This window comes from Caballeronia sp. GAWG1-1 (genome assembly GCF_023631465.1).
Classification (GTDB): Bacteria; Pseudomonadota; Gammaproteobacteria; order Burkholderiales; family Burkholderiaceae; genus Caballeronia.
In genome coordinates, this window is record NZ_JALQDB010000004.1 from 15,667 (window position 1) to 35,426 (window position 19,760).

Consider the following 19,760-nt stretch of genomic DNA (forward strand, 5'->3'; position numbering starts at 1 on the left):
ATTATAGCTCTGGCGACAAATCCTGACGAAGCCTGACGCGCTCGGGCGGATACGCCAGATCGCCAAGCAGTGCGCCCGTGGTCGTCTCGAAGCGTTCGATTAGAAAATCCAGCAGCACGCGCACGCGCGGCGCCATATATCGATTGGCGTGGAAGAGCGCGTGTACGGGCGCTTCGTGCGTGCACCAGTCGGGCAGAATCAACTGCAGCGCGCCCGAGCGCACGTCGGCGGCGATGTCCCAGATCGACTGATGCGCGATGCCATGTCCCGCCAGCGCCCACGCGCGCGCGATGGCGCCGTCGTTGGTTTCCCAGGCATCGGCGACGGGCAAGGTGTAGGAATAGCGCTCCTCGCCGCGCACGAAAGCCAGTTCGTTCAGGGTTCCCGCAGCGGTGAAAATCACGACGAAGTGGTGCCCGGTTAGTTCGGCGGGCGTTTGCGGCACGCCTTTGCGCGCGAGATAGTTCGGCGACGCGCACAGCACGCGCCGATTCGGCGCCAGCGAGCGTGCCGCGAGCCCGCTGTCCGGCGGCGCGCCGAAGCGAATCGCCAGATCGATTTCCTCCTGCAGCAGATTCGACACCGAGTCCGACAGCGTGAGCGCGAAGCTCACGTCCGGATGCAGGCGGCTGAAGTCGTCGAGCCAGCCGCGCAGCATGTGCCGGCCGAAATCCGACGTCGCGGAAATGCGGACTTTGCCGCGCACGCGATTTTGCCCGGCTTGCAGCGCCGCTTCGGCGTCGTCGATAGCCTGCAGCGCGATACGGCAATGCTGCAAGTACAGCCGCCCTTCGTCCGTCAGGCGCAATTGGCGCGTGGTGCGCTCGAAGAGGCGCGCGAGCAGCGCTTTTTCCAGCTTGATGAGCCGCGCGCTCGCCGCCGCTGGCGACAAGCCGAGTTTGCGTCCCGCCGCCGACAGGCTGCCGAGCGTGGCGGCTTCGGTGAAAAGGCGCATGTCGCCTAGCCGATCCATTGTCATCTTCAAATCCGGTTTGACAATGATTCAAAGGCTAGCCCAATTATCAACGGCGCGCCATGCGGTCACAATCCGTCCAACTCGTTTCAGGTTCAACGCAATGCAACTCGATCACGTGACTATCGTCGCGCCGGACTGCGATTCGATGATGCGTTTCTTCGTCGATGTCGCCGGGATGTCGGTGGGTCCGCGACCGCCATTCGGTGTGAGCGGCTACTGGCTGTATCTCGGCGCGCGGCCGGCCGTGCATCTGATCGCGACGGGCGATGCGTCTGTCGCCGCGCACCCCGATGCGACGCGCATCGACCATCTCGCGCTGCGTATCGACGACGAAGCCGAGTGGCGCACGCTCATCGACCGTCTCGAATGTCGCGGCTACGCCTATCGGATCGCGGAAGTGCCGCTTGCGCGCGAACGTCAGCTTTTCGTGCGGCTTGCGCCGGGCGTGGTTGTCGAGTTCGTGACCGCGCGCCATTGATCTATTTCGGAGCATGACCATGCCTTTACCTCTTCTCGCGCTGGCGATCAGCGCGTTCGCCATCGGCACGACCGAGTTCGTCATCATGGGCTTGCTGCCCAACGTCGCACGCGATCTTTCCGTGTCGATTCCATCGGCAGGGCTGCTCGTCACGGGCTATGCGCTCGGCGTGGCGGTCGGCGCGCCGCTGCTCGCCGTGCTTACGAGCAAAATACCGCGCAAGCTCGCGCTGCAATTGCTGATGCTCGTGTTTATCGTCGGCAACGTGTTTTGCGCGCTCGCACCGGACTACGGTTTGCTGATGATCGCGCGCGTCGTGACCTCGTTCGCGCACGGTTCGTTCTTCGGCATCGGCGCGGTGGTCGCGGCGTCGCTCGTGCCCGCCGACAAACGCGCGAGCGCCATTGCGCTCATGTTCACCGGCCTCACGCTCGCGAACGTGCTGGGCGTGCCGTTCGGGACGTTCGTCGGTCAGGAACTGGGCTGGCGCGCGACGTTCTGGATCGTCGCCGGTCTTGGCTTGCTGTCCGCGCTCGGCGTGACCGCGCTCGTGCCGAATCGTCACGATGCGGCACCAAGCGGACTCGGCCGCGAAGTACGCGTGTTGCGCGACCCGCAGGTCTGGCTCGCGCTGACGATGACCGTGCTCGGCTTCGGCGGCGTGTTCGTCGTGTTCACGTATATCGCGCCGATTCTCGAACAGGTCGGCGGCTTCTCGCCGCGCGGCGTGACGCTCGTGCTCGTGCTGTTCGGCATCGGGCTTACGGTCGGCAATACGATTGGCGGCAAACTCGCGGACCGCGCGTTGATGCCTTCGCTGATGGGCATTTTGCTGGCGCTTGCCATCGTGATGGCCGTGTTCGCGAAGACGAGCCACAGTCAGGTCGGCGCGATCGTGACGATCTTCGTCTGGGGCATCGCGGCGTTCGCGACGGTGCCGCCGTTGCAGACACGCGTGGTCGAGAAGGCGAAGGACGCGCCCAATCTTGCTTCGACGTTGAACATCGGCGCGTTCAATATCGGCAATGCGGGTGGCGCCTGGCTCGGCGGCGCGGTACTGACGCATGGTTATGGGCTCGATGTGTTGCCTTGGGCGGCGGCGATGGTCGCAGTGGCCGCTCTTGGGGTGACGTGGTTCGCGGCGCGCTTCGATGCGCCGCAGGTCAGGTCGGGGGTGAAGGCGGCGGATTCGAATGCTTAACCATCCGCCCACGCCTTCGCCGCCTTCACCGCCCGCTGCCATCCCGCGAGAGACGCCTCGACATCGGCGGCGGGCATCGTCGGTGTGAACTGCCGCTCGAGTTGCCACTGTGATTTCAGCTCGTCGATGTCCTTCCAATATCCGACCGCGAGCCCCGCGAGATAAGCCGCGCCAAGCGCGGTCGTCTCGGCGATGCGCGGTCGCACCGCATCCACACCCAGGATGTCCGCCTGAAACTGCATCAACAGATCGTTGGCGCAAGCACCGCCGTCCACCCGCAATTGGGCGATGCGTATGCCCGAATCCGCTTCCATCGCGCGTAAGACATCGACCGATTGATAAGCGATCGAATCCAGCGCCGCCCGCGCGATATGGGCGGAAGTCGTCCCGCGCGTCACGCCGAACAGTGTGCCGCGAGCCCGCGCGTTCCAGTGCGGCGCGCCCAAGCCAGCGAAAGCGGGCACGAGATACACGCCATCGCTATGCAGCACGCCGCGCGCAAGGGCTTCGACGTCACTCGCGCGGCGAATTAGTCCCAACCCGTCGCGCAGCCATTGCACGACCGCGCCCGCAATAAAAATACTGCCTTCGAGCGCATAGTTCACCGTATCGCCGATTTGCCAGGCAATCGTCGTCACGAGATTGTTGCTCGACTCGATCGGCGTTTCGCCCGTGTTCATCACGAGGAAGCAGCCGGTGCCGTAAGTGTTCTTCACCATGCCGGTATCGATACACATCTGGCCGAACAACGCGGCATGCTGGTCGCCGGCAATGGACGCGAGTGGAAGATCGGCCGCGAACACGGTGCCCTGCGTCGTGCCATACACCTCGGATGAACTGCGTACTTCCGGCAGCATGCTGCGCGGTATCTCGAATGCGTCGAGCAGTTCGTCGTCCCAGCGGCGCGCGTGGATGTCGAACAGCATGGTGCGCGACGCATTGGTGATGTCGGTGACATGCAAACCGCGCCGCGTGAAATTCCACACAAGCCAGCTATCCACCGTGCCGAACGCGAGCCGTCCCTGCTTCGCCTTGTCGCGCGCGCCTTCGACGTTATCGAGAATCCAGCGGATCTTGCTCGCCGAGAAATACGCGTCGATGGGCAACCCCGTCTTCGCGCGCACCATGGTTTCGAGTCCGCGCGCCTTGAATTCGTCGCACAGCGAGGCCGTGCGCCGGTCTTGCCAGACGATCGCGTTATAGATCGGCTTTCCCGTTTCCCGATCCCACACGATGGTCGTTTCGCGCTGATTCGTGATGCCCACCGCCGCAATCGACGACACGCTCAAACCCGCCCGCGTCACGGCTTCGGCGGCGACGCCCGCCTGAGTCGACCAGATTTCCTGCGGATCGTGCTCGACCCAGCCCGCTTTCGGATAAATCTGCTGAAACTCCTTCTGCGCCACCGAAACGACATTGCCATTCCTGTCGAACAGCATGGCCCGCGAACTGGTCGTGCCCTGGTCGAGCGCGAGGACGTACTGATCCTGCATGTTCATCTCCGGAAAGTGCACGGATCGGCGTGCTTGTGAAATCGAGCGATGCCGTGCGAGGTCTGCATGCGCAATCTATCGGACGCGCGGCATGCGTACAACCTGGCCGGATGGCATAGGCCATTAGCACATAGCGCCGTAAGGAGCCGTTCGCGCCAAGGAAACCGTAAGAATGCCTATGCCATTTGGCCGAGTGGCGCGAACTCGCGGTTCGTCCGATACTGGCAACTCGAAATCGGGCAACGGGTGAATGCAATGCGAATGCAGGTTGTGTCAGGCGTGCTGGGCGTGGCCGTGCTGGCCGGCTGTGTAGCGACGCCGAATATCGACGGATCGAGCGGTGCGCCGTCGTTCAGCGCGTTGCAGGAGATGTGCGGGACCACGCAGGTGGACTACGGCGGAGACGCGCCGTCCGTCTACACGGCGTTCTTCGACGCTTACGTGGCGCAACGGCGCGGCGGGTTATCGAAGGATCGCTATTGCGCGTTTCAGGGGACGATCGCCGCGCGCTACGGCGTAAATCGCGCGAATCCGGGGCCGGAGGCGCAAAGTGCGTGGGCCAGCTTCTTTCTGGATCAGCGTGCGCAGGCTTTGAGCTGGCGTGCGGCAGTCGACCCGACGCTGCGGGCAGGATAGGACGCGGCGCAGATAAGTCCGCGTCCGACATCGCTTGGGAAGCGAAGGCTAGGAGAACCGCTTGAATGCCTTGATGGTGGAGTCGCCAGTTGCGGTAAGGCGCCATTGTTGTCGGCCCGAAGCCAGGTTCTCGAGTTGAACGAGTTGACGTTCGAGCAATGCATCGAGTTCATCGCGTTCCATGTCGACCTGATTGGGCTCTTCCTGAACCAGCAGCAGCGTGGCGAATTCGTGCGGACTCAGCATTCGTGTTCTCCATTAAGACCGAACGGCAAGGCGACCGGCTTTGTGAGCCGGGTCTCTTTGCTTCTAAGCGTTTATTTGGAAGACTTCAATCTGCCGGGCAGTCGCGTTGTCGTGTGCTGCGTTTGCCGGGAATTCGGATTGTAGGCAAGCGTCTGAAGAGTGCCAAACTCCCGGTGAAAATTTTGGCTTTGACATTTCCTCGCCGCGCAAGCGGGTCCCAAGTCAGCCGAACTTGAAGAAATTACTTGAAGGTTTTGCCGCACTGCAAACACGCCAAAACAGGTTTATTCAGCGCCATGCCATTGACTCATCAATTGCGGCGACAAATGAATCTGCTTTGAATTAAGCAGACAATGCACCATTCGTTCTTTTGAACTGTCGGCTGATCGACGCGGCAAGCCGTCAGACCAGATCGGCTCGCTGTTAATCCGGACATCAATCACATGACTCGTTTCAACTGGCAGAACCCTTATCCGACTCCGCGCTTGCCGGTTTTTGCGCGCAATATCGTTTCGACGTCGCATCCGCTGGCCGCTCAAGCTGGCTTGCGCATGCTCTGGAAGGGCGGTAACGCCGTGGATGCGGCCATCGCCGCAGCGGCCGCCATCACGGTCGTCGAGCCGGTTTCATGCGGGCTCGGCGGCGACGCGTTCGCGCTGGTCTGGGATGGCAACAAATTGCATGGACTGAATGCTTCGGGCGTGGCGCCAGCGGCCTGGAACGTGGACTACTTCCGCAACAAATACGGCGAAGAGAACGGTCTTGCCCGTCAGCCCAAACGCGGCTGGGACGCGGTGACGGTGCCCGGCGTCATCGCCGGATGGGAAGCGCTTCACGCGAAGTTCGGTTCGCTGCCATTCGCCGATTTGATGGAACCGGCCATCGAAATCGCGGAGCGCGGACACGCGGTGGCCAGCATCGTCGCCTATAAATGGGCGGCCGCCGTGCCTGAACTGAAAGACCAGCCAGGTTTCGCGGATGTCTTCATGCCGCGTGGACGCGCGCCCGAAGTCAGCGAACTCGTGCGTTTTCCCGGCCATGCGAACACGTTGCGACGGCTCGCGGAGCACGGCCCGCGCGCGTTTTACGAAGGCGAAAGCGCCGAGCGCATCGCTGCGTTCTCGCGGCAGGGCGGCGGCGCCATGACCATGGACGATCTCCGAAACTACCGCGCCGAGTGGGTCGAGCCGATTCAGAAGGATTATCGCGGCTACACCGTGCACGAGATTCCGCCGAACGGACAGGGAATCGCGGCGCTCATCGCGCTTGGCATCCTCGACAAGTTCGATGTCCGCGCGCTGACCGTCGACCGCATCGAGTCGCAGCATCTGCAGATCGAGGCGATGAAACTCGCGTTCGCGGATGTATATCGCTATGTCGCCGATCCGCGCTCGATGGAAGTCACGCCCGAGCAAATGCTCGACGACGCCTACCTCACGGAACGCGCCAAGCTGATCGATCCGAACAAGGCAAGGCATTTCGACTTCGGCATGCCGAAAGCGGGCGGCACCATCTACATGTCGGTCGCCGACGAGCGCGGCATGATGGTGAGCTTCATTCAATCGAACTACATGGGTTTTGGCTCGGGCGTGGTCGTGCCGGATACGGGCATCTCGCTGCAAAACCGCGGTTGCGGGTTCTCGATGGACCCGAAGTCAGCGAACGTGGTCGAGGGCGGCAAGCGGCCGTTCCACACGATCATTCCTGCGTTCCTCACGCAAGAAGTGGATGGCCGGCGCGAGGCCGTCATGAGCTTCGGCGTGATGGGCGGCGACATGCAGCCGCAAGGACATCTGCAGTCGATTGTGCGCATGCTCGACTACGGGCAACAGCCTCAGGCCGCCTGTGACGCGCCGCGCTGGAAGGTGAATCACGATTTCACGATCGATATCGAAGCGACACTCGACCTCGAAACGGCCCGCGCGCTCGAAGGGCTCGGCCACACCATCAAGTCGGTCGACGATCCGTACATGGATTTCGGCTCGGGACAATACATCTGGAAGCTGGATCGCCACGATCCAGAGCGTGGTTACGTTGCCGCAAGCGACAGTCGACGCGACGGGCTCGCGGCCGGCTTCTGAGCATGCACGCGCCGGCAACTAATCACGGCGGCAGGCGCGTCGTCGACGCCAGATCGCGCAACCTCCCTTGGCGGCACATTTCGTGCTCCATCGTGCGCCAGCCGTTCTTGCGCATCGACGCGTAAGAATTTGACATAGACGGAACTGCGCTGATGCGGCGCAAGTCTGTCCCCATGTCTGCAAATTCATTGCAGGACGGCTAAGATGGAAAAACAAGCCGTTAAGACGCGAAGTTGAAGTCGCCCGAGCCGAATGGTTCGCGGCGTCGCCTGAACCTCGGCCCGCTCTTGTTGGCCGATGGCGCGTTCAGTCCATCCAGGGAGCGCGATACATGCACACCGATAGTACCCATGTGATGCCGTGGCGCATCGAAGACATCGATCTCAACCGGATCGATCGTCAGAAGGCGGCATCCAACGAACATCTTCTTTTGCTGTTGTGCGCATGCTCATTCATCGAGAGCGGCACGGATCTCTACACGAGCAATCTCAGCAAGTATTTTCACGACGACCCCGAGATTTCGGCGTGGCTGAACGACGAATGGGAGCCCGAAGAAATGCAGCACGGCCGGGCGCTCAAGACTTACATCAACCACATCTGGCCGGAATTCGACTGGGACCGGGCTTTCAAGAGCTTCTTCGACGAGTACTCGCTAACGTGTTCCTACGAAGCGTTCGAGAAAAAGCGTGCGCTCGAAATGGTGGCGAGGTGTGTTGTCGAAACGGGCACGGCCACGCTGTATCGCGCGATCAACGACTGCTCGGACGAGCCGGTGCTGAAGGAGATCACCGACAACATCCGCACCGACGAAGTGCGCCACTACAAGCACTTTTTCCGCTTCTTCAAGAAGTGGAACAAGATCGAAGGCAACGGGCGTCTCGCCGTGCTTGGCGCGTTGATCCGTCGCGTGATGGAACTGAAGAGTGAAGACTCGGAGATCGCGCTACGGCACGTGTTTGCGGTGCGTTATCCCGAGCGCGTCAAGGACTCGAGCTATAACCGCGAACTGTTCGCGCAGGTGAACGCGCTCGTGCGGCGCAATCTTTCGGCGGATCAGTGCATCAAGATGCTGTTGAAGCCGCTCGATCTGCCCGCGCGTATTCAGCCGGGCGTTCACTATCCGCTTGCCAAGATCACGCAGTTGTTTTTCCGCTAATCAGGACGATGCCCGCTCAGGTTCATGCGGGCATTCGGTGGATCTGCCTTTCAAGTCATTTCCCCCATGACCGATGCCACGCCGCGTCAGGCCGAACTCTCGTCGCAAACGCCTTTCGATGAATGGCCGCCTGAACTCAGGACGCTCTTCGATGGCACGCTGACCGGCGCGCCCGTCGGCTTCACCGCGTCGCTATGTGCCGTCGACAGCGGCGGGCGCGTCCGCACCGCGCTCCTAAGTGCGGGCGAGCTGCTCGCGCCCGACGCGCGCACGCTCGTGTTCGCGTTGTGGCCCGGCTCGCGTACCGCGCAAGCGATCGCCGCGAGCGGGCGCGCGACCATCGCCTTCGTATTCGACGAAGCGTTCTTTCAGGTTCAACTGGATACGCGCCGCGTGGTGCTCGACGATGTCCCGCTCGCATGCTTTGTCGCCACGATCGAAAGCGGCGAAGCGCAACGTGTCGCCTATGCGCGTTTGAAGAGCGGGATTACGTTCGAACTGACGGAGACCGAGAGCGTGCTCACGCGCTGGCGTGAGCAGCTTGACTGGCTGAAGCGGGCAGCGAGCGCTGCCGCCTGAAACACACCTACGAATACTTAACGTCCGCGGCCGCCCGAGCGCATGCCGTCGCGCCGCGCGCCGCCGCTGTCGCTGCGCGCCTTGCCGCCGAGCAGCGCGCCGGGATTACCGGCCTTTGCGTTCGGATTCGCCGCGCGTGCCGCATCCGGACGGCGCGTTGCCGCGCCTGCATTGGCGTTGGGAGCGGCGGGCTTCGCGCCGGCAGGCTTGGGACCGCGTGCATCGCGGCCATCGCGTGAATTCGCCGCTTGCGATCCGCCGTTGCGATTACCATTCGCCGGCTTGCCATTTCCGCGCGCTTCGCCAGATGCCGCGCCGCTTGCACGGCCGCCATCGCGTCGCGCTTCGCCGCCACCGCGCTTCGCTTCGCCTTCGCGTCGCGGGGCGCTGCTGCGCTTCGCTTCGCCGCCTTCACGCGGACCGCCGCGCCCTTGGCTGCGGCGCTGAATCGGTTCGGGACGCGCATCCGGGTCCGGCTCGAAGCCGGGAATCACTTCCTGCGGAATCGGGCGCTTGATCAGACGCTCGATGTCCTTAAGCAACTGAAGCTCGTCCACACAGACGAGCGATACCGCTTCGCCATCCGCGCCCGCGCGACCCGTGCGGCCGATACGGTGCACGTAATCTTCCGGCACGTTCGGCAGATCGAAGTTGACCACGTGCGGCAACTGATCGATATCGATACCGCGCGCCGCGATGTCGGTGGCGACGAGCACCTGCAAGGTCTGATCCTTGAACTCGGCCAGCGCACGCGTACGCGCAGACTGACTCTTGTTGCCGTGAATCGCAAGCGCGCTGATGCCGTCCTTGCCCAATTGCTCGGCAAGCCGGTTCGCGCCGTGCTTCGTGCGCGTGAACACGAGCACCTGGAACCAGTTGTTCGTGCGGATCAGATGCGTGAGCATCTCGCGCTTTCGGTCGCGATCCACCGGATAAATCTTTTGTTCGATACGCTCGGCCGTCGTATTGCGGCGCGCGACTTCGATCAGCGCGGGCGAATCGAGCAGGCTGTCGGCCAGCGCCTTGATTTCATCCGAGAAAGTAGCCGAGAAAAGCAGGTTCTGACGCTTCGCGGGCAGGCGCGCGAGCACGCGCTTGATGTCGTGAATGAAGCCCATGTCGAGCATGCGATCGGCTTCGTCGAGCACGAGAATCTCGAGCTGCGACACGTCGATGGTCTTCTGCTGCATGTGATCGAGCAAACGTCCCGGCGTTGCCACGACGATATCGACGCCGCGCTTCAACGCGTCGATCTGCGGGTTGATGCCCACGCCGCCGAACATCACGGTCGACTTGAGCTTCAGATATTTGCCGTAGGCGCGCACGCTTTCCTCGACCTGCGCGGCGAGTTCGCGCGTCGGCGTGAGGATGAGCGCGCGGATCGGACGCTTCGTTCCGGCGGCAGCGGGCGCCAGTTGCGAAAGACGTTGCAGGATGGGCAGCGTGAAGCCGGCGGTCTTGCCCGTGCCGGTCTGCGCGCCCGCCAGGAGATCGCCGCCCTTCAGAACGGCGGGGATGGCCTGGAGCTGGATCGGGGTCGGAACGGTGTAGCCCAGTTCGTTGACAGCGCGTAGCAGAGGTTCGGACAGGCCGAGTGAATCAAAGGACATAAGGGATTTTCGAATTCGTTGTGTCGAACGGCGTGCATGCGAATGACGTTGCGGCGAACCGTGGTTCTGCCGGTTGCGCGCATGTGCGACGCTCGGAAAAAAATCGGGCGGCTTGCCATCGAGCGTTCATCGATTCATCGACGAGCGCGAAGCGTTGCCGCGGGGATTCGACGCGTTATCAAGACACGCCGGCTGGCCGTAAGTTGCATCGATGAAGCCGCGATGCCCGGGCTCACTCGCTGTTCGTCGTTTCACGCGACATAGCGCGCGACGCTCACGAACTGACAGAGACTGCCCGCCAGCACGAACAGATGCCAGATACCGTGGCCGTGCCGGATACGCTCGTCGTTGATGAAAAAGTAGATACCGGCGCTATAGATCACGCCGCCCGCCACCAGCCACGCGGTGCCCGCGGGCGGCAGCGCCGTCACGAGTGGACGGACGGCTACGAGCGCGAGCCAGCCCATCAACACGTACAGCACCATCGAAACGCTGCGGGTTCGGCGCCCGAGCGTGAGTTCCTGCGTAATGCCGAGAACCGCGAGGCCCCAGCTTACGCCGAATAGCGACCAGCCCCAGGGACCGCGCAATGTCACTAGTGTAAACGGTGTGTAGCTGCCTGCTATCAGCAAATAAATTGCCGAATGGTCGCACTTTTGCAGAATCGACTTCAGGCGAGGCGAGCGCACGCAGTGGTACAGCGTCGAAATCAGGTAGAGCGCGCAGAGCATGGCGCCATAGATGGCGAAGCTCACGACCTTATAGGCATCGCCGTCCAACGCACCCATTACGACGAGCGCCACCAGACCGGCGATCGACAAGACCGTGCCGATCAAATGGCTGATGCTGTTGAAACGCTCGCCTACGTACATGCCCGATCCATACCGAAAGACGCGCCGGTGACGCGCCACAAAAGACAAGGGGCGCGGCCTAAGTTGAAGGCTGCGCCCCAGTGCGTATTGTACGCTGTCTTTCCCGAATGTCAGTCGAGCGGCGCCGAACGCAGATTACTCACCTGCTGCGGCGACACCGGCGTGCCGTGATTGCCCCACGACATACGGATGTACGTCACGACCGCGGCCACTTCCGTATCCGACAACGACTGCGCGAACGGCGGCATGCCATGCGGCATCGGGTTGCCACCCGTGCTCGGCGGATAACCACCGTTGAGCGTCATGCGGATCGGGTTGACGGCCGACGGCATCTGGATGGACTGGTTATTCGCGAGCGGCGGATATGCCGGCGGCTTGCCAAGACCATTCTCCTGGTGACACTTCGCGCAGTTCTCGGTGTAGACCTTCTTGCCCATGGTCAGCAATTCGCCGCCGAACTTCTCGGAGGTTTCGAGCTGCAACGACTCCGGCGCTTCCTTCTTTTGCGGAATCGACTTGAGATACGTCGAGATCGCGTTGATGTCGCCGTCGGTCATGTACTGCAAGCTGTTGTGGACGACTTCGGCCATCGGGCCGAACACCGCGCCACGCTGCGACACGCCGGACTTCAGCAAGTCGTTGATGTCCTTGATGTCCCAGTCGCCGAGACCGGCTTCCTTGTTCGACGTCAACGACGGCGCATACCAGTTTTGCAGCGGAATCAGACCGCCGGCAAATGCCGCCGAGCTGACCGGACCGCCCATGGCGTTGATCGACGTATGGCACATGGCGCAATGGCCGAGGCCTTCGACCAGATACGCGCCGCGGTTCCATTCGACCGATTTGGTCGGGTCCGGCTTGTACTCGCCTTCGCTGAAGAACAGGGTGCGCCAGCCGATCAGCAGATTGCGGTTGTTGAACGGGAAGCGCAGTTCATGCGGACGGCTCGCTTCGTTGACCGGCGGGACGGAGCGCAGATACGCGTAGATCGCGTCTGAATCGGCGCGCGTGACCTTCGTGTAGCTCGTGAACGGGAAGCCTGGATAGAGCAGACTGCCGTCCTTCGAGCGGCCAGTGTGCATCGCGCGATAAAAGTCGTCCGACGTCCACTTGCCGATGCCGAATTGATCGTCCGGCGTGATGTTCGGCGTGAACATGGTGCCGAACGGCGTCGCCATGGGCAGGCCGCCCGCGAATTCCTTGCCGCCGCGCACCGTGTGGCACGCGATACAGTCGCCGGCGCGCGCAAGGTATTCGCCTTGTTTGATCAGCGCGGCTTTGTCGGTAGGCGTCGCCGCGACGGCGCCGCCCGAATGCAGGTTGTCGCCGCCCGACCAGAGGACGGCGGCGGCTGCGACGGCTGCCACCACGACAGCCGAAGAGAGTGCGAACAGGGACTTGCGTTTCATTATGTTGTCGCTCCAGACGCCTTATTGCGGTTCGCTGCCGCAGGTCAGCGGCATCTTCAACGAGCCAGCGGGCGCGGGCACCGGGTTGGCGGGTGCGGTTTGCGTAGAGAGCCAGGCGGCGACGGCGGTCACGTCGTCGTCGGTCAGGCGCGAGGCGATTTGCTGCATGCAGTCAGGCGCTTTCGCGTGGCGCGTGCCCGATTTCCATGCGCCGACTTGCGCGCTGATGTAATCCGAGTGCAACCCGACGAGGCCCGGAATGGCCGGCTGCATGCCGGTCAGACCCTTGCCGTGACAGGCCGCGCAGGCGGGAATGTTCTTCGATGCATCGCCGTTCAGCACGATTTGCTGGCCGCGTGCAAGCGTGGAAGCCGAAACATTCGTCTTGGCGGGCGGCGGATACGGCGGGCGCTGGCTCGAGAAGTATCCGGCGATCTGATGAAGGTAGTCGTCCGAGAGATACGTGACGAGGTAGTTCATAGGCGGATACTTGCGCCGGCCTTCGCGGAAATTCTGGAGCTGGTTGTACAGATAATCGGCAGGCTTGCCGGCAAGACGCGGGAAATAGTCATTGTCCGTGCCTTCGCCATGAACACCGTGACATGCCGTGCAGCCTTGCACGCGCGCTGCCATGGTGTCCGGGGCGATCGGCTGGTTCTGCGCCTGGGCTTGTGCCTGACCCGCGCCGAATACGCCGGCGCTGCTGACGACGGCCAAAGCGAGCAGCGGACGAAAAATGCGTCTTGAAAACACGCGACACTCCATGAAATTCGGGGACCTGCCGAGCTTCGTGCGGCTCGGTGCGAAGGTGGCGAACCACGGCCACGCGTTGGGTGGCGGAGGGTGGCGGGCCACGGCCATAGTGGCTCGACGAGCCTCTGATGCGACGCGGAATTCTATCATCGATGCATGATGATGACTATTTGACACAACTTTCCGCCCTCACTGAGGCGCAATCGCGACAATCTGCCGCGTCGCAACCAAGAACTTTGACATAGCGCAACACAAATGCATGTCGACAAAGCATCGACTTTCTTTGTGCGAAAAACGGGGTCGCTGCACTCTATTCTCACGGCAAGCTTAGGAAGCTCGATGCGCAGGTTCAAGACCTTTCAATGGTGCCGCGCAAGGTGCGTTCGTTTAGACTGCGCGGGCCGAGACTCGCAGGTTCTTCCATGATCTTCCCAGCCTTACATCCAACAATTGGCGTTCCCGAAGCGTCCACGGCGGCGCCATGAACGGCGATTTCGACTTCCTCTGGCTCGCACAAGTCGTATTCGGAGCATGGAGCGATACCGCGTTTGCCTGTGCGCTTGGCGCGGCGCTCTTCGACGCGTGGCTCTGCGGCGAAAGAGCGCACGCGGTCGTTTCGCCTGCGCATCGGGGTTGGCGGCATGCAGCGCGTGCCGGAACCGTGGCCGCAATTACCTTCGTGGCTTGCAACTTCGTGTGCTTGTGGCTTCAGGCCGCGGCGATGAGCGGTTCGCCTGTCAGCGATGCGGGCGCGTCGCTATGGCTCGTCGCGACTAGCACGCAAGCGGGCATCGGCTGGCTGGTGGCGTTGGCGGGCGGCCTGGTGATCGTACTGGCCTGCGCGACGGGCAGACCGCAAGGCGCATCGAAGACAGGGTTCGCGATCTTCGGCGCGCTCGTGGCCGCTGCAGGGAAAGCGGCTATCGGCCATGCCGCCGATGCCGGCGCGTTCTCTCTCGCCGAAGCCGTGCAGACGCTGCATCTGCTTGCCACGGGCGTGTGGGGCGGGATCGTCATCGTGGGCGCGCTGGCGGTGTTGCCGGCGCTCGGAACATCGGTGGCGCGTGCGTCGTTGATTTGCATCGTCGCGCGCATGTCGCGGGCGGCGACGCTCGCGGTGATCGTCATCATCGCGACGGGCGTGTTCAACGCGTGGCGCGGCACGGACGGAGCGGCGGCGGTGCTCGTCGACAGCAACTGGGGGCACGCGCTGATCGTGAAAACGGGACTGGTTCTGGCGGCGCTCGCCTTGGGCGCGCTCAACCGCTGGTCGGTGTTGCCGCGCCTGCAGCGCACGGCATCGACGATGGATGCGCACACGGTCATCAACGTGATGCGCCTTGAAGCGGTGCTGATGCTTTGCGTGTTCGCCACGGCGTCGGTGTTGTCTCACGGCGTGCCGGGCGCGGCGCTCGCCGGCTGAACGCGTTTCGAACGGTTACTCGTATCCCAGCCGATGGCTGACGATCGGCGCGCAGAACAGCGCCACCGCGCAGCCGATCACTTTCCCCTGCAATTCGACATAAGCCGGGTGCGAGCTTGCAACGAGCAGCACTTCGAGCATTTGCGGCGCGCAGAAAATGCCCGCCACGCCAATGAACCAGTTGGTAACGACAGGAATGCGCCAGCCACGCTGCGCGCCAATTGCCGCCGCAACGACGCGCGCGACGCCGAAAACGACGAGCGCGCCGACGGCCATCTGCGCGCGGATATATTCATCGGGAAGGACTTGCCACATGGCTGTTCTCGTTCTTGGTGACTGTTCGCAGCTTACTTTGCAAGAATCTCGCCATATGTACGACAAAACGCAATCGGCGTCAAAAAAATCAGAAGGTGTGTTCCGGGCCGGGGAATGTGCCTTCACGGACTGCGCGCACGTACGCGTCGACCGCCGCGAAAATGGTCGGCTGTCCCTGCATGAAATCCTTGACGAAACGCGGACGCTTGCCGTGGAAGATGCCGAGCATGTCGTGCAGCACCAACACCTGTCCCGAGCAGTCGATGCCCGCGCCAATGCCGATTGTCGGAATCGCCAGACTTTCGGTCACTTCGCGCGCGAGCAGCGTCGGCACGGCTTCGATCACGAGTAAGCGGGCGCCCGCCTGCTGGAGCGCCAGCGCGTCGCGGCGCATTTGCTCGGCGGCCGCTTCGGACTTGCCCTGCACCTTGAACCCGCCGAACGCGTGCACCGATTGCGGCGTGAGACCGACGTGTCCGCATACGGGAATCGAACGCTCGACGAGAAAGCGCACCGTGTCCGCAAGCCATTCGCCGCCTTCGAGCTTCACCATCTGCGCGCCGGCGCGCATCAGTTGCACGGCGTTGGCGTAGGTTTCCTCGCGCGATCCGATGGTGCCAAACGGCATATCCGCGACGATCAGCGCGCCCTTGCTGCCGCGCGCCACGCAAGCCGTGTGATACGCGATGTCCGCGAGCGTGACCGGCAGCGTCGTCGCATGGCCCTGAAGCACGTTGCCGAGCGAATCGCCGATCAGCATGACGTCGACGCCCGCGCGATCGAGCAGCGCGGCGAAGCTCGCGTCGTAGCACGTGAGCATCGCGATTTTTTCGCCGGCTTCACGCATGGCCTGGAGTTTCGGGACGGTGATCGCCGAACGGCTCGTTTCCTGCAAGTACGTCATGGTCGTTTCAAAACTCGATTAGGGGAAAACAGCAGCAAGCCTGGCGCTCAGACCGACACGCCTTTCACGAAAGATTCCTTGCGTCCGCGCATGGTCTCGATGCGCTCGACGAGCAACGCGAGATCTTCTTCCGATGTCAGCGGGTTCAGATGCTCCGCGTTCACCGTGAGCAGCGGCGTTGCATCGTAGTGATAGAAGAACTCGTTATACGCATCGCACAGTGCGCGCAGATACGAATCCGAAATCTGCAGTTCCATGGGGAGCGCGCGTTTTTGAATGCGCGAAAACAGCACTTCGGGACTCGCCTGCAGATACACGACGAAATCCGGCGCGGGCCCGGTCGTACCGATGCGTGAGGCCAGGTCCTTGTACAGCTGGAACTCGTCGTCGGGCAGCGTGAGGCGTGCGAAAAGCTCGCTCTTCTGCGTGAGGAAGTCCGCGATCAACGGCGTATGGCCGGTGAGCATTTCCGCGGCTTCGCGCGTCTGCGTCACGCGCTGCAACGCGAAACTCAGTTGCGTCGCGAGCGCATGGCGCGTGGTGTCGCGATAAAAGCGTTCGAGAAACGGGTTGTCCTGCGGGCGCTCGAACAGCGTGCGCATGGACCAGCGTTCGGCGAGCAAGGTTGCAAGCGTGGTCTTGCCCACGCCGATCGGACCTTCGATTGCGATATAGCGGTGCGGCGGGCGCAGTTGCGGCGCGGTGACAGTGAGAGGCGGAGCGCTCATCGGCAATTGGGTTTGGTGGCGGCAGCGGGTGCCTCTGCTGCACTGGATGGAGCGGCGCGCGTGAGCACCTGACATTGGCAGGTCGCGACCTGCTCGATACGCTGATCGGCGACGCCCGCGAGAAATGCATTGGCGCGGCCGCGTTGCGGAATGACGAGTTCGGGTTCGAGTTCAAGCAGCGGCACGAGCACGAACGCGCGCTCCGTCATGCGCGGATGTGGCACGATCAGGTCCGCTTCGTCGATGCCCGACTGGCCATACAGCAGGATGTCGAGGTCGAGCGTGCGCGGCGCATTGCGATACGGCCGCTCGCGCCCGAATTGTTCCTCGATGTGGTGACACAAGCGCAAAAGCGCGCGCGCCGGCAACGATGTTTCGAGCTTCACGACGCAATTGAAATAGTCGTCGCCCGAAGAGTCGATCGGCGCGGTGCGGTAAAGGCTCGATTTGGCGAGCACGGTGATCGTGTGCTGCTGGGCGAGACACACGACTGCGTCTTTCAGGGTCTGGCGCGCATCGCCGAGATTCGCTCCCAGGCCCAGATAAGCAATCGTCATGGCAGAAGTCCTACGCCGTCGTTCGGCGAAAAGCGGGTAGATCCCGGCGATACGGCCCGGGGGCAAACCTGTATTCGCTACTGTAACGAAAAGCGGCGTTATTCGTTGTCGGCGCCTTCGACTGGGCCCGAGTCGCTCGCCGCGCCTGCTTCGTGTGCTTCGTGCTCCACGGTCTCGCCGTTCTTGCGCTTCGCGTTGCTGCGCCGCCGGCGTTTCTTCGGACCGCGATCTTTCGTGCCGCCTTGCGAAAGCAATGCTTCGCGATCGGCGTGATCGGCTTCGATGAAATCGGTCCACCATTGACCGATTTCGGCATCCAGTTCGCCCGACTCGCAACGCAGCAGCAAGAAATCATAACCCGCTCTGAAGCGCGGATGTTCCAGCAGCTTCAAGGCGGTGCGGCCGCGCTTTTCGAGCCGATGCTGAAGCCCCCAGATCTCGCGCATATCCGACGAAAAACGCTTGTGAATGGCGAGCTTTTCGGTCTGCATGTCGAGCACGTCGTCCATTGCGCGATGCAGCGCCGGCACCGGATAGTCGCCGGCTGCGGTGAACTGTTGCCAGCGCGTCTGCACGTCGTGCCAAAGCAGCGTGGCGAAGAGAAAGCCCGGCGACACCGGCTTGCCCGCGCGCACGCGTTGGTCGGTGCTCGTCAACGCGAGCGTGACGAACTTCTCGCCATGCGGTTGCTCCAGCACGACGTCGAGCAAAGGCAGGACGCCATGATGCAGCCCTTCCTTGCGCAGACGCGTGAGACACGCCAATGCGTGACCGGAAAGCAAGAGCTTAAGCATCTCGTCGAACAGACGCGCGGCGGGCACGTTGTCCATGAGATCGGCGAGTTCTTGAATGGGCGCGCGCGTGGCGTCGTCGATCTCGAAGCCGAGCTTGGCCGCGAAGCGCACGACGCGCAGCATCCGCACCGGGTCTTCGCGATAACGCGTGGCCGGGTCGCCGATCATGCGCAACAGGCGCGCGCGGATGTCGGCCATGCCGTCGTGATAATCCAGCACGGTTTGCGTGGCCGGATCGTAGTACATCGCGTTGATGGTGAAGTCGCGGCGCGTGGCGTCTTCGTGCTGCTCGCCCCACACGTTGTCGCGCAAGACGCGGCCGCTCGCGTCGACCGCGTGCGTGCGCGTGTCGAGCTCGCTCCGCTTGTAGCGGCGCGGCGCTTCGGCGGCGGGCGCGGTTTGCGCGGGCGGTGCATCCACGAGCGCGCGGAACGTGGAAGTCTCGATGATCTCCTGCCCGAACTGCACGTGCACGATCTGAAAGCGCCGCCCGATGATGCGCGCGCGCCTGAAAAGCCGTTGCACTTCGTCGGGCGTGGCGTCGGTCGCGACATCGAAGTCTTTGGGCGCGACGCCGAGCAGGAGATCGCGCACCGCGCCGCCGACGATGAACGCGCGATGCCCCGCCTGTTGCAGCCCGTCGGTCACGCGCACCGCGTTCTTCGAGATGAGCGAAGGATCGATGCCATGAACATCCGACGACAGGATGACCGGCACGCTCGGATCGCGCTTGGGCGGCGCGACGGTTTTCTTGCGCGTGCTCTTGCGAGCCGGTTTCGTTTCTGACGAAGCGCTGGCTTGAACGTCGCCATCGGTGGTATCGGCGCTTTCTTGTCCGAACAGCTTGCGGATGAGTTTTTTAATCACGTGTATCGAAGAGGTTCAGAATGCGCCAGCCTTTGGCTTGCGCATGCGCGCGCAGGGTGTCGTCGGGATTGGTTGCGACCGGGTCGGTCACGCGTTCGAGCAACGGGATGTCGTTGTGCGAATCGCTATAAAAATAGCTGTGTTTGAAGTCGGCGAGCGACTTGCCGAGCGTGCCGAGCCATTCCTCGACCCGCACGATCTTGCCTTCGCGATAACTCGGCGTGCCGGTCGGCCGGCCCGTGAGCGCCCCTTGCGGGTCGTTGTCGACGGTTTCGAATTCGCAAGCGATCAGCGTTTCGATGCCGAACGCTTCCGCGATAGGCGCGGTGATGAACGCGTTGGTCGCGGTGACGAGGCAGCAGAGATCGCCATTATCCTGATGCTCGCGCACGAGCGTGACGGCAGCCGGGACGATGCGCGGATTGATCACCTCGCGCATGTACTGCGCGTGCCAGTCGTTTAGTTGCTCGCGCGAATGCTTGGCAAGCGGCCCCAGCATGGCGTGCAAATACGCGTTGATATCGAGCACGCCCGCCTGGTATTGAGCGTAGAAGGCATCGTTTTGCCGCGCGAAGCTGTCTGCATCGACGATACCGAGCTTGACCATGAAGCGGCCCCATTCGTGGTCGCTGTCGGTGGGAATGAGCGTGTGGTCGAGATCAAAGAGGGCTAGGTTCATGGG

General features: G+C 62.8%; 20 protein-coding genes. 7 read left to right on the forward strand and 13 right to left on the reverse strand.

Going from position 1 to position 19,760, the window contains the following annotated elements; translation table 11 throughout:
• Nucleotide 1 precedes the first annotated feature (1 nt).
• On the reverse strand, nt 2–973 hold the full coding sequence (locus NCT03_RS02190) for a LysR family transcriptional regulator (RefSeq protein WP_502800341.1): 972 nt from the start codon (nt 971–973) through the stop codon (nt 2–4).
• Nucleotides 974–1,076: 103 nt separating this feature from the next.
• On the opposite strand from NCT03_RS02190, the gene NCT03_RS02195 reads away from it, so the two are divergent.
• Both NCT03_RS02195 and NCT03_RS02200 read left to right on the forward strand, forming a co-directional pair.
• On the forward strand, nt 1,077–1,454 hold the full coding sequence (locus tag NCT03_RS02195) for a VOC family protein (protein WP_250491814.1): 378 nt from the start codon (nt 1,077–1,079) through the stop codon (nt 1,452–1,454).
• 19 nt (nt 1,455–1,473) lie between these two features.
• On the forward strand, nt 1,474–2,655 hold the full coding sequence (locus NCT03_RS02200; RefSeq protein ID WP_250491815.1) for an MFS transporter: 1,182 nt from the start codon (nt 1,474–1,476) through the stop codon (nt 2,653–2,655).
• Here NCT03_RS02200 and glpK read toward each other — a convergent pair.
• The gene (gene glpK / locus NCT03_RS02205) at nt 2,652–4,148 is read right to left on the reverse strand and encodes a glycerol kinase GlpK (RefSeq protein ID WP_250491816.1); all 1,497 of its coding nucleotides are present in this window, start codon (nt 4,146–4,148) and stop codon (nt 2,652–2,654) included. The two genes, NCT03_RS02200 and glpK, sit on opposite strands and share 4 nt — an antisense overlap.
• Before the next feature lie 255 nt (nt 4,149–4,403).
• Here glpK and NCT03_RS02210 point away from each other — a divergent pair, with 255 nt between their 5' ends.
• Nucleotides 4,404–4,784: a hypothetical protein gene (locus tag NCT03_RS02210; protein ID WP_250491817.1), complete on the forward strand. Its 381-nt coding sequence runs from the start codon at nt 4,404–4,406 to the stop codon at nt 4,782–4,784.
• A 48-nt stretch (nt 4,785–4,832) separates the two neighbouring features.
• Here NCT03_RS02210 and NCT03_RS02215 read toward each other — a convergent pair whose 3' ends face one another.
• Nucleotides 4,833–5,030, reverse strand: a complete 198-nt coding sequence (locus tag NCT03_RS02215) for a hypothetical protein (protein WP_244827069.1) — start codon at nt 5,028–5,030, stop codon at nt 4,833–4,835.
• Nucleotides 5,031–5,473: 443 nt separating this feature from the next.
• Between NCT03_RS02215 and ggt the strand changes: the two genes are divergently transcribed.
• From ggt to NCT03_RS02230, 3 genes are all read left to right on the forward strand, one after another.
• Nucleotides 5,474–7,111, forward strand: coding sequence for a gamma-glutamyltransferase (gene ggt / locus NCT03_RS02220; RefSeq protein WP_250491818.1), 1,638 nt, complete (start codon nt 5,474–5,476; stop codon nt 7,109–7,111).
• A 331-nt stretch (nt 7,112–7,442) separates the two neighbouring features.
• Nucleotides 7,443–8,267: a ferritin-like domain-containing protein gene (locus NCT03_RS02225; protein ID WP_244827071.1), complete on the forward strand. Its 825-nt coding sequence runs from the start codon at nt 7,443–7,445 to the stop codon at nt 8,265–8,267.
• 66 nt (nt 8,268–8,333) lie between these two features.
• Entirely contained in the window at nt 8,334–8,846 is a 513-nt protein-coding gene (locus NCT03_RS02230) for a hypothetical protein (RefSeq protein WP_244827072.1), read from the forward strand.
• 17 nt (nt 8,847–8,863) lie between these two features.
• Here NCT03_RS02230 and NCT03_RS02235 read toward each other — a convergent pair whose 3' ends face one another.
• The 4 genes from NCT03_RS02235 to NCT03_RS02250 all read right to left on the reverse strand — a co-directional run bounded on the left by NCT03_RS02235 (nt 8,864) and on the right by NCT03_RS02250 (nt 13,502).
• Entirely contained in the window at nt 8,864–10,456 is a 1,593-nt protein-coding gene (locus NCT03_RS02235) for a DEAD/DEAH box helicase (RefSeq protein ID WP_250491819.1), read from the reverse strand.
• Nucleotides 10,457–10,707: 251 nt separating this feature from the next.
• Nucleotides 10,708–11,328: a PAQR family membrane homeostasis protein TrhA gene (gene trhA, locus NCT03_RS02240; protein WP_250463154.1), complete on the reverse strand. Its 621-nt coding sequence runs from the start codon at nt 11,326–11,328 to the stop codon at nt 10,708–10,710.
• Between the two features lie 110 nt (nt 11,329–11,438).
• Nucleotides 11,439–12,737: a cytochrome c gene (locus NCT03_RS02245; RefSeq protein WP_250463157.1), complete on the reverse strand. Its 1,299-nt coding sequence runs from the start codon at nt 12,735–12,737 to the stop codon at nt 11,439–11,441.
• A gap of 21 nt (nt 12,738–12,758) precedes the next feature.
• A complete protein-coding gene (locus NCT03_RS02250; RefSeq protein WP_244827960.1) occupies nt 12,759–13,502 on the reverse strand; it encodes a c-type cytochrome in 744 nt (247 codons plus the stop codon).
• Between the two features lie 469 nt (nt 13,503–13,971).
• Between NCT03_RS02250 and NCT03_RS02255 the strand changes: the two genes are divergently transcribed.
• Nucleotides 13,972–14,913 carry a CopD family protein gene (locus NCT03_RS02255; RefSeq protein WP_250491820.1) on the forward strand — a complete coding sequence of 314 codons (942 nt, stop codon included), beginning with the start codon at nt 13,972–13,974 and terminating at the stop codon, nt 14,911–14,913.
• Between the two features lie 15 nt (nt 14,914–14,928).
• Here NCT03_RS02255 and NCT03_RS02260 read toward each other — a convergent pair whose 3' ends face one another.
• The 6 genes from NCT03_RS02260 to NCT03_RS02285 all read right to left on the reverse strand — a co-directional run bounded on the left by NCT03_RS02260 (nt 14,929) and on the right by NCT03_RS02285 (nt 19,757).
• Entirely contained in the window at nt 14,929–15,228 is a 300-nt protein-coding gene (locus NCT03_RS02260; RefSeq protein ID WP_250491821.1) for a hypothetical protein, read from the reverse strand.
• A gap of 88 nt (nt 15,229–15,316) precedes the next feature.
• Nucleotides 15,317–16,132: a 3-methyl-2-oxobutanoate hydroxymethyltransferase gene (panB, locus tag NCT03_RS02265; RefSeq protein ID WP_244827078.1), complete on the reverse strand. Its 816-nt coding sequence runs from the start codon at nt 16,130–16,132 to the stop codon at nt 15,317–15,319.
• A gap of 47 nt (nt 16,133–16,179) precedes the next feature.
• Entirely contained in the window at nt 16,180–16,860 is a 681-nt protein-coding gene (locus tag NCT03_RS02270) for a deoxynucleoside kinase (RefSeq protein WP_244827079.1), read from the reverse strand.
• Complete coding sequence (folK, locus tag NCT03_RS02275) at nt 16,857–17,417, reverse strand: 2-amino-4-hydroxy-6-hydroxymethyldihydropteridine diphosphokinase (protein WP_250463170.1); 561 nt, start codon at nt 17,415–17,417, stop codon at nt 16,857–16,859. The genes NCT03_RS02270 and folK overlap by 4 nt, the downstream gene beginning before the upstream one ends.
• Nucleotides 17,418–17,515: 98 nt before the next feature.
• Nucleotides 17,516–19,078 (reverse strand): polynucleotide adenylyltransferase PcnB, encoded by a 1,563-nt coding sequence (gene pcnB / locus NCT03_RS02280; RefSeq protein WP_250491822.1) that lies wholly within the window; start codon nt 19,076–19,078, stop codon nt 17,516–17,518.
• Nucleotides 19,071–19,757 carry a histidinol-phosphatase gene (locus NCT03_RS02285; protein WP_250491823.1) on the reverse strand — a complete coding sequence of 229 codons (687 nt, stop codon included), beginning with the start codon at nt 19,755–19,757 and terminating at the stop codon, nt 19,071–19,073. The genes pcnB and NCT03_RS02285 overlap by 8 nt, the downstream gene beginning before the upstream one ends.
• Nucleotides 19,758–19,760: the final 3 nt, after the last annotated feature.

Excerpts from the sequence above, each read along its gene's own strand:
- NCT03_RS02190 (WP_502800341.1), bottom strand. The coding sequence starts at position 973 with ATGGATCGGCTAGGCGACATGCGCCTTTTCACCGAAGCCGCCACGCTC.
- NCT03_RS02195 (WP_250491814.1), top strand. The coding sequence starts at position 1,077 with ATGCAACTCGATCACGTGACTATCGTCGCGCCGGACTGCGATTCGATG.
- NCT03_RS02200 (WP_250491815.1), top strand. The coding sequence starts at position 1,474 with ATGCCTTTACCTCTTCTCGCGCTGGCGATCAGCGCGTTCGCCATCGGC.
- glpK (WP_250491816.1), bottom strand. The coding sequence starts at position 4,148 with ATGCAGGATCAGTACGTCCTCGCGCTCGACCAGGGCACGACCAGTTCG.
- NCT03_RS02210 (WP_250491817.1), top strand. The coding sequence starts at position 4,404 with ATGCGAATGCAGGTTGTGTCAGGCGTGCTGGGCGTGGCCGTGCTGGCC.
- NCT03_RS02215 (WP_244827069.1), bottom strand. The coding sequence starts at position 5,030 with ATGCTGAGTCCGCACGAATTCGCCACGCTGCTGCTGGTTCAGGAAGAG.
- ggt (WP_250491818.1), top strand. The coding sequence starts at position 5,474 with ATGACTCGTTTCAACTGGCAGAACCCTTATCCGACTCCGCGCTTGCCG.
- NCT03_RS02225 (WP_244827071.1), top strand. The coding sequence starts at position 7,443 with ATGCACACCGATAGTACCCATGTGATGCCGTGGCGCATCGAAGACATC.
- NCT03_RS02230 (WP_244827072.1), top strand. The coding sequence starts at position 8,334 with ATGACCGATGCCACGCCGCGTCAGGCCGAACTCTCGTCGCAAACGCCT.
- NCT03_RS02235 (WP_250491819.1), bottom strand. The coding sequence starts at position 10,456 with ATGTCCTTTGATTCACTCGGCCTGTCCGAACCTCTGCTACGCGCTGTC.
- trhA (WP_250463154.1), bottom strand. The coding sequence starts at position 11,328 with ATGTACGTAGGCGAGCGTTTCAACAGCATCAGCCATTTGATCGGCACG.
- NCT03_RS02245 (WP_250463157.1), bottom strand. The coding sequence starts at position 12,737 with ATGAAACGCAAGTCCCTGTTCGCACTCTCTTCGGCTGTCGTGGTGGCA.
- NCT03_RS02250 (WP_244827960.1), bottom strand. The coding sequence starts at position 13,502 with ATGGAGTGTCGCGTGTTTTCAAGACGCATTTTTCGTCCGCTGCTCGCT.
- NCT03_RS02255 (WP_250491820.1), top strand. The coding sequence starts at position 13,972 with ATGAACGGCGATTTCGACTTCCTCTGGCTCGCACAAGTCGTATTCGGA.
- NCT03_RS02260 (WP_250491821.1), bottom strand. The coding sequence starts at position 15,228 with ATGTGGCAAGTCCTTCCCGATGAATATATCCGCGCGCAGATGGCCGTC.
- panB (WP_244827078.1), bottom strand. The coding sequence starts at position 16,132 with ATGACGTACTTGCAGGAAACGAGCCGTTCGGCGATCACCGTCCCGAAA.
- NCT03_RS02270 (WP_244827079.1), bottom strand. The coding sequence starts at position 16,860 with ATGAGCGCTCCGCCTCTCACTGTCACCGCGCCGCAACTGCGCCCGCCG.
- folK (WP_250463170.1), bottom strand. The coding sequence starts at position 17,417 with ATGACGATTGCTTATCTGGGCCTGGGAGCGAATCTCGGCGATGCGCGC.
- NCT03_RS02285 (WP_250491823.1), bottom strand. The coding sequence starts at position 19,757 with ATGAACCTAGCCCTCTTTGATCTCGACCACACGCTCATTCCCACCGAC.